This window comes from Pseudomonas typographi, from assembly GCF_014694385.1.
Lineage (GTDB): Bacteria > Pseudomonadota > Gammaproteobacteria > Pseudomonadales > Pseudomonadaceae > Aquipseudomonas > Aquipseudomonas typographi.
In genome coordinates, this window is sequence record NZ_JAAOCA010000012.1 from 72,465 (window position 1) to 88,687 (window position 16,223).

The window sequence follows — 16,223 nt, forward strand, 5'->3', positions numbered from 1 at the left end:
ATTCCCCGGAACCTTCGCCATGCCTGCCACCTTCAAGCGGGGCGCCATTGCCCTCGCCCTGTACGGCCTTATCGCCACCGCCCAAGCCCAGCCGTACCCGCTGACACTCGACAACTGCGGCCACCGGCTCACCTTCACCCACGCGCCGCAGCGGGTGGTCAGCATCGGCCAGGCGAGCACTGAAATCCTGCTAAGCCTGGGCGTGGCGCCGAGGGTGGTAGGCACCGCGCTGTGGTTCGGCCCCTTGCCGGCGAACCTACAGGCCGCGGCGGCGAACATACCGCGGCTGGCCGACAACGCCCCGAGCTTCGAAGCGGTGGCGGCACAAGCGCCAGAACTGGTGACCGCCCAGTACACCTACAACATTGGCCGCCACGGTGACGTAGGCACTTTCGAGCAATTCCGGGGCCTGGGCATACCTGCCTATGTGTCACCCAGCGATTGCGAAGGCAAGGCGCTGACCGAACGCTCCAATGGTGACGGTGCGCGCCAAGTGCCCTTCGACATGACGCTGATCGACCGCGAGATCACCGAGCTTGCGCAGGTGTTCAATGTGCCTGGGCGCGGCCAAACATTGCTGGCCACGCAACAGGCCCGGCTTGGCCAAGCGGTGGCGCAGGCGCGGTCACAGGCAGGCAACGCCTCGGTGCTGTTCTGGTTCTCAAGCGCGCGCCTTGAAGGTGACCCGTGGGTCGCGGGCAACAGCGGGGTACCGGCATACATCGCGCGCACCCTGGGCCTTCGCAACGTAATCGACAGCGACGAAGAATGGCCGAGTGTGAGTTGGGAACAGGTCGCCAGGCAAGACCCGGACTACCTGGTCATCACCCGTATGGCCCGGCGCCGCTACCCCGCCGACGACGTCGAGAAAAAACTTGCCTTTCTGCACGCAGACCCAGTGGCCTCGCAACTGGCTGCCGTGCGGGGTGGCCGGGTGATCGTGGTCGATGCGCAGTCGCTGAACCCGTCGCTGCGCGTGGTCGAGGCCATCGAGGCGGTGGCCGCGGGGTTGGGCCCGGAGGCGCCATGAGCGGCCGCGGCACTGGCGCGCTGCTGCTCGGGCTGTCGGCATTGCCGTTGTCGATGCTGCTGGCCACCGCCCTCGGCGAGATGCCCATTCCGTGGCGGGCGACCTTACATGCCGTGCTCAACGGGGTGGGCCTTGGGCCTTACCCCGTCACGCCGATCCAGCAGGGCATTATCTGGGATTACCGTGCCAGCCGGGCGGTGGTAGCCGCCTGCTGTGGGGCGGGCTTGGCGCTATGCGGCACGCTGCTGCAAGCGCTGTTGCGCAACGCCCTGGCCGAGCCCTATGTGCTGGGCATCAGCGCTGGGGCATCCACCGGCGCAGTGCTGGTGATGGTGGTGGGGGCCGGCGGCGCAGCGCTGGGCCTGCCGCTGGGGGCGTTCCTCGGCGCCACCCTGGCCTTCGTGATGGTATTGGCGTTGGCGGCGCGGCTCGAAGGCGGCCCCGCCGGGATGATCCTCGCCGGGGTGGCCGGCTCACAATTGTTCAACGCGCTAACGGCCTATGTCGTTTCGACCTCAGCCAACGCCGAACAGGCGCGCAGCGTAATGTTCTGGCTGCTCGGCAGCCTAGGCGGGGTGCGTTGGGGCGACGCGGGCATGGCACTGGCCGCGGTGGCACTGGGGCTGTTGATCAGTGCGTTGTTCGCCCGCAGCCTGGACGCTTTCACCTTCGGCGAAACTGCCGCCGCCAGCCTCGGCGTGCCGGTCACCGCCGTGCGCCTGCTGTTGCTGGCCATCACCGCGCTGATCACTGCGGCGCTGGTGAGCATCGTGGGCGCGGTGGGGTTCGTGGGGTTGGTGGTCCCGCATGCGGCACGCTTGCTGGTCGGCCCCGGGCACGCCCGGCTGTTGCCAGCGGCGGTTTTGATGGGTGCGCATTTCGTGGTATTGGCCGACATCGCCTCACGCCTGCTGGTGCCCCAGCAGGTGCTGCCGATCGGCGTGGTCACCGCCCTGGTCGGCGCCCCGGCTTTCGCCTGGATACTCTACCGCACGGGTAAACGCCCATGAGCCTGCACGCCGATGAACTGGCCTGGCGCCTGCGCGGCCAGCAATTGCTGCACGGGGTGAGCGTGAAGGTGCCAGCCGGCGGGATGTTGGGCGTGATCGGCCCTAACGGGTCGGGCAAATCGTCGCTGCTCAAGCTTTTGGCTGGGCTGGCCAAACCCGACAGCGGAGAGGTGAGCCTGGACGGCGTGGCCCTCTCGCAGTGGCGCCGGCGGCCGTTGGCGCGGCGCTTGGCGGTGGTGGAACAGCACGCCCATACCGAGGCCGCCATCAACGTGCAAGATGTCGTACGCCTGGGCCGTAGCCCGCACCGCGCCTTGCTCGAGCCCAGCAGCGCCACCGACGCCGCCATTGTCGATGCCGCGCTGCGCCAAGTCGGCATGGCGCAGCACCATCGGCGCCCGTGGCATAGCCTCTCCGGTGGCGAGCGCCAACGCACGCAGATCGCCCGCGCGCTGGCTCAGCAACCCAGCGAGCTGCTGCTGGACGAGCCCACCAACCACCTCGACATCCAACACCAATTGGCGCTGCTGGCACTGCTGCGGCAACTGCCCACCACCTGTGTGGTGGCGCTGCACGACTTGAACCTGGCGGCGCGTTTCTTTGACCGCTTGGTACTGCTGGACCAAGGCCGGGTGTTGGCCGAGGGCACGCCAGAACAGGTGCTCACACCCTCGCTGATCGAGCAGGCGTATGGCGTGCGTGCCGTGGTGGGGCGCTCCGCCGCCACTGGCGGATTGCGCGTCGAGTACCTGGGGTAACGGCGCCGGCACCGCGGCGTAGCGCGGTTCAGATCGAAAAGGTGCCCACCAGGCGCGTGAAGGCCGTGGCCAGGCGCGACAGCTCCTGGCTCGAGGCGCTGGTCTGGTTGGCGCCGGCGGAGGTTTGCGCGGACAGATCTTGGATGTTCACCAGGTTGCGATCCACTTCGCGGGCCACCGCGGCTTGCTCTTCGGCGGCGCTGGCGATCACCAGGTTGCGTTCGTTGATTTGCCCGACCCCGGCATTGATGCGTTCCAGCGCTTGCCCCGCCTCGCTGGCCAAGGCCAGCGTGCTCTGCGCCAGCGCCTGGCTTTTGCCCATGGCTTGTACGGCCTGGTCGGCACCGCTACGCACGGTGTTGATCATGGTTTCGATCTCACCAGTAGAGGCCTGGGTACGGTGCGCCAGGGCCCGCACCTCATCGGCCACCACTGCGAAGCCGCGGCCCTGCTCACCCGCCCGGGCGGCTTCGATGGCAGCGTTGAGCGCCAACAGGTTGGTTTGTTCGGCAATGCCGCGGATCACATCCAGCACTTTGCTGATGTCGCGTACCCCTTCGGCCAGCGCGCCCACCTGCTGGGTCGATGCGTCGATCTCTTGGCTCATGCTGTTCATCGCCCCTACGGCCTGCTGTACCTGGCGCTGGCCACTGAGCGCCTCGTTGGCGGCGGCACTGGAGGCCTGCGAGGCGCTTGCGGCATTACGGGCGACCTCTTCCACCGCGGCGCTCATTTGCGTGACGGCGGTGGCGGCCAACTGAATTTCGTCGTTCTGCTTAAGCAAGCCGCGGCTGCTGTCGTCCGTGACGGCAGTGAGTTCTTCGGCCGCGCTGGCCAATTGATCAGCGGCGCTGGCGATTTGCGCTACGGTGCCCTTGAGGTTGTCTTGCATGGTGGCCAAGGCACTGAGCAATTCGCCGGTTTCGTCGGCACCCCGCACGGGGATGGCCTGGGTGAGGTCACCGTTGGCGACCCGCTGGGCGCTGGCCAGCGCCTGATGCAAGGGCCGGGTGATCATGCCGGTGACGACCATCCCCAGCGCGATGGCGCAGAACACCGCGATCAAGGCGCCAATGCCAAGGGTCCAGGTGACCTGGCTGTTGGTTTGCACAGCCAGCTCCCCTGCCTGCTGCGCTTGCTGGGCGTTGGAGTCGATGATGATCTTCAACTCACCGATCGTCTTGCGGTACGCCGGGTTGACCGTGTTCAGCGCCATGTCCCGTGCTTGCTCCAGGTTACCGGCGCGGGCGGCATCCAGCGTTGCATTGACCGTTGCCAGGTAAGCCGGCCAATCCTGCGCGAAGGCGTCCCCGGCCACACGCTCGTCGTCTTCGGCCGGCGTTGCGCGGTAGATCTTGAAATCGCGCTCGGCCTCGCCCTGGTTGTCTGCAAGCGACTGAACGCTGGCTTGCACCTGCGCCGGGTCGCCCTTGAGCGCCAGCATCGCCAAGGCTTTGAAGAAATCACGGTGGCTGGCGATCACATTGGCTTTAACCGAATCGGCCTTGGCAACGGACACCACGTTGTTATTGAGCAGGGTGTCCATCTGGGCATTAAGGCGGGCAATACCCACTTGGCCGAGCGCCCCCACCACCACGGTGATCAACGCACACAAGCAAAACGCGACCAGCAATTTGGTTTTAAGCTTTAAACCGGATAGCCAAGCCATGGGCAGGTACTCGCAAAGGGGCGACAGTGGCCCGGCACACAAGCCGAACCTTCAACACGGTTATCGGCTTGTTTCGCCATTAGTTGATAACCCTTGGCCGTACTTCGGCAGGGCGGTGATACGCAGGGCTATGGCCAGGGGTGGCAACGCGCGCCGGCAGCAAAATGGAACGGCCAAAAGGGGGCAGCAAACTTCTCAGGCGCCACACCCGTGGCCGGCGGTAAATGATTCGGAACTGGCAGAGCGCCGGCACCGTCGTATTGCAGAAGTGAGAGCCAAAGGTTCATTACGCCCAGAGCCCAGCCGTACTCAAGCCGCCATGACCGATGAGGAGCTCTTTGCCGCCACGTACGCACAGAGGACGCCGCCCATCATGCTGCTCATGAAGTCCAAATCCATACACAGCGATAACCTGCGCAACTATCTGGAGGCAATGGAACGGGCGGTTTGCCATAAGGAAATCAGTGATAACGAACGCCGCGCCGAAGGGTACCTTGCGTGCCTTTTCCATACCGGGCTGATCGACCCCGGCCAATATGCCCAGGCCCATGAGGTGCTAAAACGTACCCATGAAAAATGGAAGGCGGGCCACTCGCTGGGTGTGTAGCCCGCAAGCGCGGTATAAGCCATGGGCCCCGTCGGCGCCCCAGCCGAGGCGCGTTCACGCATTCGGGTTGCCCGAGCGGATCAAGGAATACCGGTCGATATCCTGGCGTAGCTGCCACCCCTGGCGCTGCCAATACCGCGCGGCGGCGTCGTTGGTTTTAAGCACGTCGAGGTGGCATTTAAGGATGCCATGGGTTTGCAAGGTATCCAGGCAGCATGCCACCAATGCACGGGCAATCCCGCGTCGGCGATACGCTGGCAGTACCACCAGGTGCTGTAAGTAGCCCCTGCGCCCGTCATGCCCGCACATCACGCAGCCGCACAGCTTACCGCCGGCCTCGGCGACGAAACTCAGGCCAGGGTTGCGTTCCAGGTAGCGGGCAGTGGCCTCACGAGAATCGGCGTCTCGTAAGGAAATACCGGGGGTGTTACGCATCAATTCGATCACGGTGTCGTAATCGTCTACGGTCATGGTGCGAAGGGTGTACATCGGCTGGCCCCTGCGGGTGAATGAGTGGTTCAGTACCGCTTTAGTGTGGGGCGTCCGGGCCCGGCTGCACAGCCTTGGCGGAGCCTTTTGTGGCCGGGCTGGGTTGGCGACAGGTCTATGCACCCGCCGATAACGTGAGCGCCCAAGCATGGCTGTTCCCGCCATTGGGCCCGCGGGTAGACTGCGGGCTCTTCCCCAAGGCAGGCCGAGGTGCGGCATGAAGGTTGGCGTCATCTCAGATACCCATGGCTTACTGCGCCCGGAGGCCCTGGCGGCCCTGCAGGGGTGCCAGCGGATCATTCATGCCGGCGACATTGGCGGGCCGGAGATTCTCGACCCACTGGCGGCTATCGCCCCGCTGTATGCAATACGCGGGAACAACGACCTGGGCGCGCCGTGGGCCAGCGCGCTTACCGACCATCTGTGTTTTGACATCAATGGCTGGCCGACCCTGTTGGTGCACGATGTCGCCGACGTGCCAGCGCTGCTCGATGGCGGCATAAAACTGGTGATCACCGGCCACTCGCACCGCCCAAGTATCGAATGGCGCGAGGGGCGGCTTTACCTAAACCCGGGCAGCGCCGGCCGGCGGCGCTTCACGCTGCCGGTGGCGCTGGCACTGCTGCAGGTGTCAGCGGCATCTATCGAGCCGCGTATCGTCACGCTTCTGGGCTGACCATAGCCACGCTCAAGCCCAGGGCAGGGCCGGCCGAGCGCTGCCCTACCCTGCGCCGTCGTGCGCATCGGCGTTAGCCTAACCCCGCCTGGCGGCCTTATCGCACGGCGCCCGAGCCGGCCAACCCGAGGATCTTCCACGCCGTTTCTACCCGCTGTGCATTAGGCCACGCTTTATTGGCCAGGATAATCAGCGCGGTCTGTTCTTCGGGGATGAACACCGCGTAGGCCGAGAACCCGTTAGTGCTACCGGTTTTGTTGTACCAAGCCGTGCGCTGTGCCGGGGAAGGCGGCGTGAGTGCCCGCAAAGGCTGGGGCTGGGTGATGTTCGTGCTGTCGTTGCCGGCCAGCAGTTGGTCGAGTGTCACCGGTAAAGCGTAACGCTCCCACATCAAGCCTTGGGTATACCCGCCCACAGTGAAGTAGCCTTGCTGGGTGAGCCCAAGCGCCTGGGACCATGCCGGCGCCACGGGCACGGCGCGCATATTGATATTCAAGTAACGGATCAAATCGGCACTGGTGGATTTGATGCCATAGGCTTCGGCATCGAGCATCCCGGGGCTCACCCGAACCGGGGCGTCGTGCTTGTCATAGCCTTGCGCGTAGCGCGGCATGGCAACCGTTGGTACATGCAGGTAACTGTTGTGCAAGCCGAACGCCGTGAGTAACTGTTGCGCCATGGCCGTTGAAAACGGCTGGCCGAGAGTCTTGGCGGCGATCACGCCGAGCAGGCCGATACCGGGGTTGGAATAAACCCGCACACTGCCGGGGGTGGCTGGCGGTTGCCACTGTCGGTAATAGTCCATCAGTTGCTGATCGTTTTTGATCTCATCCGGCACTTGCAACGGCAAGCCGCTGGTGTGTGTGGCGAGGTTCAGCAATGTGACGTGGTCGAAGGTACTTCCGGAAAGTTCTGGTAAGTACTGGCTGGCACTGCTGGAATAATCCAGCCGGCCTTGAACCACCGCATAACTGGCCAGCGCGGCGGTGAAGGTTTTGCTTAACGAGCCGATTTCGAAAAGCGTTTTTGAAGTGACCGGCGCGTGAGTCGTTTTGGACGCCACCCCCTGGTTGTAGAAGGTGGTTTGGCCCCTCACCGATACGGCTACGGCCACACCGGGTATACCGTATTGGGCCATTTCATCGCGTAACAACGTATTGATGGACTGCTCAGGCGAGGCGGCGCATGCCGCAAAGGCCGTGAACAACAATGCTGCGGCAAGCACCGCCTTTGTTTTGTTCAGAGGCATTCAACGATCCCAGGTGCGTAAGGGCTTTCTCGTTATTGTTCGGTCGATAGGGCGCGGCGATTTTTACACCTGCGCACATCGCCTTCAATGTCAAAAGCCCTGGAAAACACACTGGGCAACCTCTCAAAACCATTTGCCGGTAAACGCCGTTGGCCGGCTTCCACGTGCGCCTGGACATAAACCCTCACGCCTTGCCGAACATCACATCCAAGGTCATGGCATCGGTATGGCGCATCGGGTTCTGGCCATCGCCCAATTGGTCATCGGTAGGGTGCATGTAGGTCATGCCGGTGCCCAACTGGCCAACCATGTAGGCCCCGCCGTCGCGCATGGCCGGCGTGCTGCCGTCGTACCAGCCGGCGACGGTCTTGTTGCCCGCCGAGTCGGTGGAGACAGTGCCTTCTGGCGCACCGTCGGCGATACTTTTTTTGTCACCGACCTCGAAGCCTTTATGGTCAGTGGCGTAGATGGAAGCGTTACGGCCATCGATGTCGCTGGTGTTGATGAAGCCGTTGTAGAACTCAAGCCGGCTGGCGTCAGGCTTGTAGTTGCCATCGGCGTCAGCTTGCTTGAGCAAACCGGTAAAGTCGTTTTCGTATTTCATCTGCCCGGTTTGCCCCGGTTGCAGCGACAATTCCCCCACCAGCTTATCGTTCTTATCGAATTGGCCGATTTTAATCGCTTGGTCCTGGTTATTGGTCACGTTGAAGGTGCGTGGGCCACTGCCGGCCACCGGCCCCCCGCCTACCGAGGAGGCCCCGGCAGCGCCGTTCACTTGGCCACTATCCTTATCGGTGTCGGCAACGGCTGGCGTCGGGGTGCTCGCGGGCTGCGTGGCTGCCGTGCTCGCGGGCTGCGTGGCTGCCGTGCTCGCGGGCTGCGTAGCCGCCGTGCTCGCGGGTTGCGTGGCTGCCGTGCTCTCGGGCTGCGTGGCTGCCGTGTTCGCGGGTTGCGTGGCTGCCGTGCTCTCGGGCTGCGTAGCCGCCGTGCTCTCGGCCTGCGTGGCTGCCGCCGGCTGGGTGGCCTGCGCATTTTGGCTGCTGGTATCGGGGTAAGTGATGGCGGGTTGGCTGTCACCGGCCGTGCTCGCCTTCGAACCGATCGCCTGGGAGCCCTTATTCCCGCTGTCGCTATCCGTTGCGCCATCGGCGTTCTGGTTAAGTTGCTGTAGATACTGCAGCAGTGGGCCGATTTGCTCCAATATCGCCTTGAGCAACTGTGCGATGGTTTGTTGCTGCGAGCTCATGCCTGAACGTTGCGAGGCGTCGCTGGTGGCCGGTTGGTCCGATGCCTTGCCAAAGTTGACCGCGCCGCCGCTGTCTGCCCAACTGACCTTGCTGGAATCCCCAAGCGGCTGGGCCTGCGGTTCCCTGGGCGGCCCAGAATCGTTACCGAGGTCCAACGGAATGTGTGTCGAAGGGCTGATCACTTGAACTGACATGGGCAACCTCACGCAATGGCGGAATGACCGCTAAGTGGCTACCCACCCGAAGAAGGTTCCGCACACACCGAAGAAAACCCACGCTGCTTGGCATTCACGAAGCGGCTAAAGCCAGCCAGCGCCCGGTATTGGCTGGGTCACAACGAGCCCACTGGCACCCATCGCGCCCGCAGCGCCTGCACCACCTGGCGCAGCGCCGGGCTGTCGCCCTCGACCCGAACCGGGAGCCCCTCCACCTCACGCCGATACGGGTACTGTTTGCGCAGCAGGTCGAACGCTTGGCGCTGGGCGGCCTCGTTTTCGTGCAGGCTGCGGCGAAAATCGGCGTCATCCCGGCGCGGGTCGTATACCGCGCGGCAGAGCATCGCCATGGCCCACTCCGGGTCGCAACCGGCATCCAATACCACCTGCGCCAGCCACGGTGGCGGCAGCAGTTCAGCCAATTTCACGGTGGGGGCCACACCCTGCCACTGGCAGAATGCGTCGAAGACCTGCGCCGTGCCCCGCTGTTTACCATCCAGGCTGTGCCCGGCAATGTGCGGCGTGGCGATCGCACAGCGCGCGGCCAACGCCCGGTCGATGCTTGGCTCATGCTCCCACACATCCAGCACGGCGCGGAGGTCTGGGCGTTCGGCCAGCACCGTGGCCAGCGCGGCGTTGTCAATCACCGGCCCTCGGGCGGCGTTGATCAACCAGGTGCCAGGGCGCAGCCCGCGCAGCCGCGCCGCGCCGAGTAAATGCCGGGTGCGGTATTCACCCACTTGGGTCAACGGCGTGTGCAGGCTGACCACGTCACATTCGGCCAGCAGAGTATCGAGGGTAACGAAATCGCCGCCCTCGGCGGCTTGGCGCGGCGGGTCGCAGGCCAGCACCCGCCAGCCCAGAGCACGCAGGGCGTCGACCAAACGCCCGCCGACCTGCCCCACGCCGACCACCCCGTAAGTGCGCCCAGCCAGTGTGGCGCCTTCACGTTCGGCCAGCACCAACAGGCTGCCGAGCACATACTCGACCACGCCTCGGGCGTTGCAACCCGGCGCGCTGGCCCAGTGGATGCCGGCCTGGGCGAAGTAATCCAGGGCCAAGTGGTCGGTACCGATGGTACAGGTGCCCACGAAGCGTACTGGGGTGCCCTCAAGCAACGCCCGGTCGACCTGGGTGATCGAGCGCACCAACAGCGCGTCGGCACCGGCCAGGTGAGTGCGGCTCACCTGCCGCCCCGGCACCCGGCGTATGGCGCCGAATGCGCCGAAGAACTCATCGACCAGGGGTATATTCTCGTCAGCGACGATCAGCATGGCAGGTTCACCGCGAAGTCAGGCTTTTTTACGGATCCAGTACAGGTAGGTACCGGCGCTTTCGCGCTGGCCAAGCAGTTCGTGATCCAGAAAGTTACAAAATTTTGGGATGTCGCGCTGGGTCGAGGGGTCGGTGGCGATCACCTTGAGCAAGCCGCCAGCGCCCAAGTCGCGCACGTGCTGATGCAGCATCATGACCGGCTCCGGGCAGTTCAGGCCACTGGCATCGAGCACTGCGTCGATCGGCAGGCTATCGAAGGTATCAGGCATCGGAATACTCCATTGTCAGGGCGCCATTGTCGCGCAAAACGCTCACTTGTCGAGCCGGCGCAGATGGCAGGTGACTTCCTCACGGTCGTGGTACAACTGCTTGCAGCCGATCGCCACCTTGACCTTACGCGCCTTGAAACCGGCGTCGATACGCTCGAGCAACCGCCGCACCTCGGCATAGCGCTGCTTCATCGGCAGCTTCAGGTTGACCACCGCCTCCCGGCAATAACCCTCGCCCAACCACGTTTCGAGCAAGGCTGCGTTGCGTGCGGGCTTTTCGACGATGTCGCAGACCATCCAATCCACAGTGGGCTTAGGCACATAGGTGAAGCCGTCGGCCATCAGGTGGCGCACCAGGCCGGTGTCCATCAGGCTTTGCGCCATCGGGCCGTTGTCTACCGCGGTCACCAGCATGCCGCGCCGTACCAGTTGGTACGTCCAGCCGCCGGGGGCAGCGCCGAGATCGACCGCCGTCATGTCACCGTGCAGGCGGGTGTCCCACTGTTCGCGCGGCACGAAGTGGTGCCAGGCTTCTTCCAGCTTCAGCGTCGAGCGGCTGGGCGCCTCGCGCGGGAACTTGAGCCGTGGGATGCCCATGGGCCACATGGCCGAGTTACCGGCTGGGGCAAGGCCGGTAAACACTTCCCGGCCGCTGACGAAACTCAGCAGCAGCCGCGGGCCACCGCCCTGTTCATCCAACCGGCCGGCCTTGAGCAAGGCCTTGCGCAGCGGCACCTCGAACTTGCGGCAAAAGGTAGAGAGCGCCTTGCCCTCGTTAGTGTCCATCACCTCCAGCCACAGGCTACCGCAGACCGGGTAATCGGCCAGTGCGCCGAGCAGCACGCCGATACGATCGGTGTCCGGCAGCGCTATGAAGGCCCCGCGCGCCCACTGCCGGGGAAAAATCAAATCAGCAAAGCGCACCTGCGCCATTAGCTGTGCGGGCCCGTCGGCGCTATGGCACACGAACTCAGCACACGCGCTTTGCGCCCTGGCCTTGGCATAACCGGCCACACCCCGGGCGGTGGCCAGTTCACTGAGCTCGGCACACGCCTCGCCCTCGAAGCCTGGCCGGCAGTGCACGAACAGCGTATTCATGTAAAAAACCTGCGCGACTAAAGGTGAGCATGATAAATGAATTCGGAACTGCCGGCGCGCGGCTAAACTCCATTGACAAAGACCATAGTGATAGGCCCGTGCCGTGCGGGCCGCGTAGGAGACACTGCAAATGCCCTCGCAAGATAGCCTGAATACCCTTCGCACCCTCGACGTGGCTGGCAAGCCATACCACTACTTCAGCCTACCGGAGGCCGCCAAGACGTTGGGCGACCTGCAAAAGCTGCCGATGTCGCTCAAGGTGCTGCTGGAAAACCTGCTACGTTGGGAAGACGGCACCACCGTGACCCGCAAAGACCTCGATGCCCTCGCCGCCTGGCTGCAAGAACGGCGCTCGGACCGGGAGATCCAATACCGCCCCGCGCGGGTACTGATGCAGGACTTCACCGGGGTGCCGGCGGTGGTCGACCTGGCGGCCATGCGCGCCGCGGTGGCCAAGGCCGGGGCCGACCCGCAAAAGATCAACCCGCTGTCACCGGTAGACCTGGTCATTGACCATTCGGTGATGGTCGATAAGTATGGCGATGCCAGCGCCTTCGGCCAAAACGTCGACATTGAGATGCACCGCAACGGCGAGCGCTATGCCTTTTTACGGTGGGGGCAGAACGCGTTCGACAACTTCAGCGTGGTGCCGCCGGGCACCGGAATTTGCCACCAAGTGAACCTGGAATACCTCGGCAAGACGGTTTGGACCAAGGAAGAGGACGGCCGCACTTATGCGTTCCCCGACACCCTGGTCGGCACCGACTCGCATACCACCATGATCAACGGCCTGGGCGTGTTGGGCTGGGGCGTGGGTGGTATCGAAGCAGAAGCGGCGATGCTCGGCCAGCCAGTGTCGATGCTGATCCCCGAGGTGGTCGGCTTCAAGTTGACCGGTAAGCTCAAGGAGGGCATCACCGCCACCGACCTGGTCCTCACCGTGACCCAAATGCTGCGCAAAAAGGGCGTTGTGGGCAAGTTCGTCGAGTTCTATGGAGACGGCTTGGCCGAGCTGCCGTTGGCCGACCGTGCCACCATCGGCAACATGGCGCCGGAATACGGCGCGACATGCGGCTTCTTCCCCGTCGACGACGTGACGTTGCAATACCTGCGCTTGTCTGGGCGCAGCGAACACACGGTGCAACTGGTAGAGGCCTACTGCAAAGCCCAAGGCCTATGGCGCCTGCCCGGCCAGGAACCGGCGTTCAGTGCTACCCTGGAGCTGGACATGGGTACTGTGGAATCGAGCTTGGCCGGGCCCAAGCGCCCGCAAGACCGCGTGCCCCTGCCCAAGGTGGCACAGGCGTTCAACGACTTCATCGGCTTGCAACTTAAACCCACCAGCAAGGACGAAGGCCGCCTGGAGAGCGAAGGCGGTGGCGGCGTGGCAGTGGGCAATGCAGCCCAAGCGGGCGAAGCCGAGTACAGTTATGCCGGCCAAACCTACCGCTTGCGCAACGGCGCGGTGGTGATCGCGGCGATCACCTCGTGCACCAACACCTCAAACCCCAGTGTGATGATGGCCGCCGGCTTATTGGCCAAGAACGCCGTCGAAAAAGGCCTGCAGCGCCAACCCTGGGTCAAGACCTCGCTGGCTCCCGGTTCGAAGGTGGTCACCGAATACTTCAAGGCGGCCGGGCTTACACCGTACCTCGACCAACTGGGCTTCGACTTGGTCGGCTATGGCTGTACCACTTGCATCGGTAATTCCGGGCCGTTGGATGCGCCCATCGAGCAAGCCATCCAACAAGCGGACCTCACCGTGGCCTCGGTGCTGTCGGGGAATCGTAACTTCGAAGGCCGGGTGCACCCACTGGTGAAAACCAACTGGCTGGCCTCCCCGCCCCTGGTGGTGGCCTACGCACTGGCCGGCAACGTGAACATCGACATTAGCAGCGAGCCTCTGGGCCAGGGCTCAGACGGCCAGCCGGTTTACCTTCGTGATATCTGGCCCAGCCAGAAAACCATCGCCGACGCCGTGGCGAAGGTACAAACCGAGATGTTTCACAAGGAATACGCGCAAGTATTCGAAGGTGACGCCCAATGGCAGGCGATTGAGGTGCCCCAGGCCGCCACTTACGAATGGCAACACGATTCCACCTACATCCAGCACCCACCGTTCTTCGAAGACATTGCCGGCCCCTTGCCGGCCATCGAGAACGTCCGGGGCGCCTACGCCCTGGCGTTGCTGGGCGATTCGGTGACCACCGACCACATTTCCCCGGCCGGTAATATCAAGGCCGACAGCCCGGCTGGCCGTTACTTGCGGGAAAAGGGCGTGGAACCGCGCGACTTCAACTCTTATGGCTCACGCCGCGGCAACCACGAAGTGATGATGCGCGGCACCTTCGCCAATATCCGTATCCGCAATGAAATGCTCGATGGCGAAGAAGGCGGCACGACCATCCATGTACCCAGCGGCGATAAGCTGCCTATCTACGACGCGGCCATGCGTTACCAGCAAGCCGGCACGCCGCTGGTGGTGATCGCCGGCCAAGAATACGGGACCGGTTCAAGCCGCGACTGGGCGGCCAAGGGCACCAACCTGCTGGGCGTCAAGGCGGTGATCGCCGAAAGCTTCGAACGCATCCACCGCTCGAACCTGGTCGGCATGGGTGTGCTACCGCTGCAATTTTTGTCTGAGCAAAATCGCAAAACCCTTGGCCTCACCGGCCGGGAAACCTTCGACATCACCGGCCTTGAAGGCCGCGAACTGCAGCCGCGGATGCATCTGACGCTGGGCATTACCCGCACCAATGGCCAACGTGAGGAAGTCGAAGTGCTGTGCCGGATCGACACCTTGAATGAAGTGGAATACTTCAAGGCGGGGGGGATTTTGCACTATGTGTTGCGGCAGTTGATTGCGGCGTAACGGCCAACGGCAACCGGTTTGATCCGATTGGCGCCGGGCCGCTCGGATCAGGCTTACGCGACTATTCGCCGGCGCCTGCCCAGCGCCGGCCGCCGGTTGGGTTGCGCTACCCCCGCCCCAGCGGAGCTACCAGCGCTGGCAGTATATGTGCTACTGCCAGGTGGCCGGCCAATGGGCTACTTGGCACAGCAGGCGGGTGTAGAGCAGGCCGGCTCTTTGAGAAGCCCACCAGCCACCGGCATCGATGTGCTGTTTGCTATGCCGTGGGAACCCACACGCCGTGCGTAACGTTAAATCCCAGTGTTTGCAGTCTCAGCCACCTGCCCATACTTTTTGGATAAACTTTTCTTTACACCCCAACCCGCTAGAACAAATATGAGGAACCCGGTAGTGCAGTAGAACTGAACGCTCAGGCTGTCGATAAATGCCTGGGATATGTACAGCGCTATGCAAAGTGCAATAAACACATAACTCAGCCCGGGGAATAGCCACATCTTAACAGCCAGTGAACCTTCGCCATTTCGTTTGCGGATGACCACGTGTGACGCGGCGATGAAGATGTACACCAGAATCAGAATGCCGCCGGTACAGTTCGCCAAGAACGTGAACAGATCCACAAATGCGGAAGTGTTCACCAGCGTCAGCAAAAAGGCAATCGCCACGGTCGCCACAATTGAATGGGTAGGCGTACCGCGGCTTCCATATTTCTTGCAATACGAGGGTGCATTATTCTGTTCTGCCAGGGCCGTTAGCATGCGTGCCGCGGTGTAAATACCCGAGTTCGTCACCGAAAGTATCGCGATGAATATGACAGCCTGCATGGCGGCACCAGCCCAATCGATACCGGCGATTTGGAAGACGCTGACAAACGGCGCCTTCAGCAGCGCGCTATTATCCCAGGGGATAACGGTGATGATCACGAACACCGAGCCCACATAAAACAAAATCACCCGCGACACGGTGGAATTGATAGCTTTAAGCACGTTTTTTTGGGGATGCTCACTTTCACTGGCCGCGATGGCGGCGACCTCACTACCGCCAGTTGAGAAGATCACCAATACCAAGCTTGCGAACACCGCGCCATAGCCCTTCGGGAAAAAGCTGCCGGGCGCAGACCAGTTAGACCAGCCGACAGCGCCCGTCGCGGGTTTGATAAGCCCAAGCAGCAACGAGGCGCCAACCAACAGGAACGCGACAATCGCAACGACCTTGATCAGGGAAAGGACATATTCAAAGTTACCAAAGTTGCGAACCGAGGCGATATTCACCCAGGTCATACTGGCGAGTATCAGGAACGCCGCCAACCCAATGGATAGCTGAGGGATCCACTGATGTACCATGTAGCCCAACAATGAGACTTCATAGGCAATGGTGATTGCCCAAACTGCCCAGTATAACCAACCGATCGTGAACCCTGCCCACGGCCCAAAAGCGTCTTTCGCATAAGTCGAGAAAGAGCCTTTCGCCGGTTTGACGGCTGCCATTTCTCCGAGCATGCGCATCGCCAGAATAATGATGATACCGCCCAGAAGGTAAGAAATAATCGCGGCGGGCCCTGTGTGCATGACCACGGAGCCACTCCCGACAAACAGCGTTGCTCCGATCACGCCGCCAATGGATATCATCGTGACGTGGCGGGTAGCCAAATGATGGGACTTTTCTGAATGATGCATGTGCGACCGCCTCATGTAATAACAATGGGAACGTGTACCCCCGGCGGGGGGCGTAGGTCGGCAGTAAAAAGTAATGCTTAAGTTAT

At 63.0% G+C, this 16,223-nt stretch carries 14 protein-coding genes; 6 read left to right on the forward strand and 8 right to left on the reverse strand.

Annotated elements, in window-relative coordinates:
* Positions 1 to 19: 19 nt before the first annotated feature.
* From HAQ05_RS11225 to HAQ05_RS11235, 3 genes are read left to right on the forward strand one after another with little or no spacing between them, the layout of a single operon-like run.
* Positions 20 to 1,030 (forward strand): ABC transporter substrate-binding protein, encoded by a 1,011-nt coding sequence (locus tag HAQ05_RS11225; RefSeq protein ID WP_190420437.1) that lies wholly within the window; start codon positions 20 to 22, stop codon positions 1,028 to 1,030.
* Positions 1,027 to 2,040: a FecCD family ABC transporter permease gene (locus HAQ05_RS11230; protein ID WP_190420439.1), complete on the forward strand. Its 1,014-nt coding sequence runs from the start codon at positions 1,027 to 1,029 to the stop codon at positions 2,038 to 2,040. The genes HAQ05_RS11225 and HAQ05_RS11230 overlap by 4 nt, the downstream gene beginning before the upstream one ends.
* Positions 2,037 to 2,798, forward strand: a complete 762-nt coding sequence (locus HAQ05_RS11235) for an ABC transporter ATP-binding protein (RefSeq protein WP_190420441.1) — start codon at positions 2,037 to 2,039, stop codon at positions 2,796 to 2,798. Before HAQ05_RS11230 ends, HAQ05_RS11235 begins: the two co-directional genes overlap by 4 nt.
* 28 nt (positions 2,799 to 2,826) lie before the next feature.
* On the opposite strand, the gene HAQ05_RS29680 is transcribed toward HAQ05_RS11235, so the two are convergent.
* Positions 2,827 to 4,467 (reverse strand): methyl-accepting chemotaxis protein, encoded by a 1,641-nt coding sequence (locus HAQ05_RS29680; protein WP_190420443.1) that lies wholly within the window; start codon positions 4,465 to 4,467, stop codon positions 2,827 to 2,829.
* 319 nt (positions 4,468 to 4,786) lie between these two features.
* On the opposite strand from HAQ05_RS29680, the gene HAQ05_RS11245 reads away from it, so the two are divergent.
* Positions 4,787 to 5,074 (forward strand): hypothetical protein, encoded by a 288-nt coding sequence (locus HAQ05_RS11245; protein WP_190420445.1) that lies wholly within the window; start codon positions 4,787 to 4,789, stop codon positions 5,072 to 5,074.
* A 54-nt stretch (positions 5,075 to 5,128) separates the two neighbouring features.
* On the opposite strand, the gene HAQ05_RS11250 is transcribed toward HAQ05_RS11245, so the two are convergent.
* The gene (locus HAQ05_RS11250) at positions 5,129 to 5,563 is read right to left on the reverse strand and encodes a GNAT family N-acetyltransferase (RefSeq protein ID WP_190420447.1); all 435 of its coding nucleotides are present in this window, start codon (positions 5,561 to 5,563) and stop codon (positions 5,129 to 5,131) included.
* Between the two features lie 217 nt (positions 5,564 to 5,780).
* Here HAQ05_RS11250 and HAQ05_RS11255 point away from each other — a divergent pair, with 217 nt between their 5' ends.
* The gene (locus HAQ05_RS11255; protein ID WP_190420449.1) at positions 5,781 to 6,239 is read left to right on the forward strand and encodes a metallophosphoesterase family protein; all 459 of its coding nucleotides are present in this window, start codon (positions 5,781 to 5,783) and stop codon (positions 6,237 to 6,239) included.
* 97 nt (positions 6,240 to 6,336) lie between these two features.
* Here the strand turns inward: HAQ05_RS11255 and ampC are convergent, their stop codons facing one another.
* From ampC to rlmM, 5 genes are all read right to left on the reverse strand, one after another.
* Positions 6,337 to 7,488, reverse strand: a complete 1,152-nt coding sequence (gene ampC, locus HAQ05_RS11260; RefSeq protein WP_190420451.1) for a class C beta-lactamase — start codon at positions 7,486 to 7,488, stop codon at positions 6,337 to 6,339.
* A 184-nt stretch (positions 7,489 to 7,672) separates the two neighbouring features.
* Complete coding sequence (locus HAQ05_RS11265; protein ID WP_190420453.1) at positions 7,673 to 8,929, reverse strand: hypothetical protein; 1,257 nt, start codon at positions 8,927 to 8,929, stop codon at positions 7,673 to 7,675.
* Between the two features lie 137 nt (positions 8,930 to 9,066).
* Complete coding sequence (gene pdxB / locus HAQ05_RS11270; protein ID WP_190420455.1) at positions 9,067 to 10,224, reverse strand: 4-phosphoerythronate dehydrogenase PdxB; 1,158 nt, start codon at positions 10,222 to 10,224, stop codon at positions 9,067 to 9,069.
* Positions 10,225 to 10,242: 18 nt separating this feature from the next.
* On the reverse strand, positions 10,243 to 10,494 hold the full coding sequence (gene tusA, locus HAQ05_RS11275; protein WP_190420457.1) for a sulfurtransferase TusA: 252 nt from the start codon (positions 10,492 to 10,494) through the stop codon (positions 10,243 to 10,245).
* A 42-nt stretch (positions 10,495 to 10,536) separates the two neighbouring features.
* Positions 10,537 to 11,592: a 23S rRNA (cytidine(2498)-2'-O)-methyltransferase RlmM gene (gene rlmM / locus HAQ05_RS11280; protein ID WP_190420459.1), complete on the reverse strand. Its 1,056-nt coding sequence runs from the start codon at positions 11,590 to 11,592 to the stop codon at positions 10,537 to 10,539.
* Between the two features lie 130 nt (positions 11,593 to 11,722).
* Between rlmM and acnA the strand changes: the two genes are divergently transcribed.
* On the forward strand, positions 11,723 to 14,464 hold the full coding sequence (gene acnA, locus HAQ05_RS11285) for an aconitate hydratase AcnA (RefSeq protein ID WP_190420461.1): 2,742 nt from the start codon (positions 11,723 to 11,725) through the stop codon (positions 14,462 to 14,464).
* A gap of 290 nt (positions 14,465 to 14,754) precedes the next feature.
* Here acnA and HAQ05_RS11290 read toward each other — a convergent pair whose 3' ends face one another.
* On the reverse strand, positions 14,755 to 16,137 hold the full coding sequence (locus HAQ05_RS11290) for an amino acid permease (protein ID WP_190420463.1): 1,383 nt from the start codon (positions 16,135 to 16,137) through the stop codon (positions 14,755 to 14,757).
* Between the last annotated feature and the right edge of the window lie 86 nt (positions 16,138 to 16,223).

Coding starts and splice junctions, on each gene's coding strand:
- HAQ05_RS11225 (WP_190420437.1), top strand. CDS start 20: ATGCCTGCCACCTTCAAGCGGGGCGCCATTGCCCTCGCCCTGTACGGC.
- HAQ05_RS11230 (WP_190420439.1), top strand. CDS start 1,027: ATGAGCGGCCGCGGCACTGGCGCGCTGCTGCTCGGGCTGTCGGCATTG.
- HAQ05_RS11235 (WP_190420441.1), top strand. CDS start 2,037: ATGAGCCTGCACGCCGATGAACTGGCCTGGCGCCTGCGCGGCCAGCAA.
- HAQ05_RS29680 (WP_190420443.1), bottom strand. CDS start 4,467: ATGGCTTGGCTATCCGGTTTAAAGCTTAAAACCAAATTGCTGGTCGCG.
- HAQ05_RS11245 (WP_190420445.1), top strand. CDS start 4,787: ATGACCGATGAGGAGCTCTTTGCCGCCACGTACGCACAGAGGACGCCG.
- HAQ05_RS11250 (WP_190420447.1), bottom strand. CDS start 5,563: ATGTACACCCTTCGCACCATGACCGTAGACGATTACGACACCGTGATC.
- HAQ05_RS11255 (WP_190420449.1), top strand. CDS start 5,781: ATGAAGGTTGGCGTCATCTCAGATACCCATGGCTTACTGCGCCCGGAG.
- ampC (WP_190420451.1), bottom strand. CDS start 7,488: ATGCCTCTGAACAAAACAAAGGCGGTGCTTGCCGCAGCATTGTTGTTC.
- HAQ05_RS11265 (WP_190420453.1), bottom strand. CDS start 8,929: ATGTCAGTTCAAGTGATCAGCCCTTCGACACACATTCCGTTGGACCTC.
- pdxB (WP_190420455.1), bottom strand. CDS start 10,224: ATGCTGATCGTCGCTGACGAGAATATACCCCTGGTCGATGAGTTCTTC.
- tusA (WP_190420457.1), bottom strand. CDS start 10,494: ATGCCTGATACCTTCGATAGCCTGCCGATCGACGCAGTGCTCGATGCC.
- rlmM (WP_190420459.1), bottom strand. CDS start 11,592: ATGAATACGCTGTTCGTGCACTGCCGGCCAGGCTTCGAGGGCGAGGCG.
- acnA (WP_190420461.1), top strand. CDS start 11,723: ATGCCCTCGCAAGATAGCCTGAATACCCTTCGCACCCTCGACGTGGCT.
- HAQ05_RS11290 (WP_190420463.1), bottom strand. CDS start 16,137: ATGCATCATTCAGAAAAGTCCCATCATTTGGCTACCCGCCACGTCACG.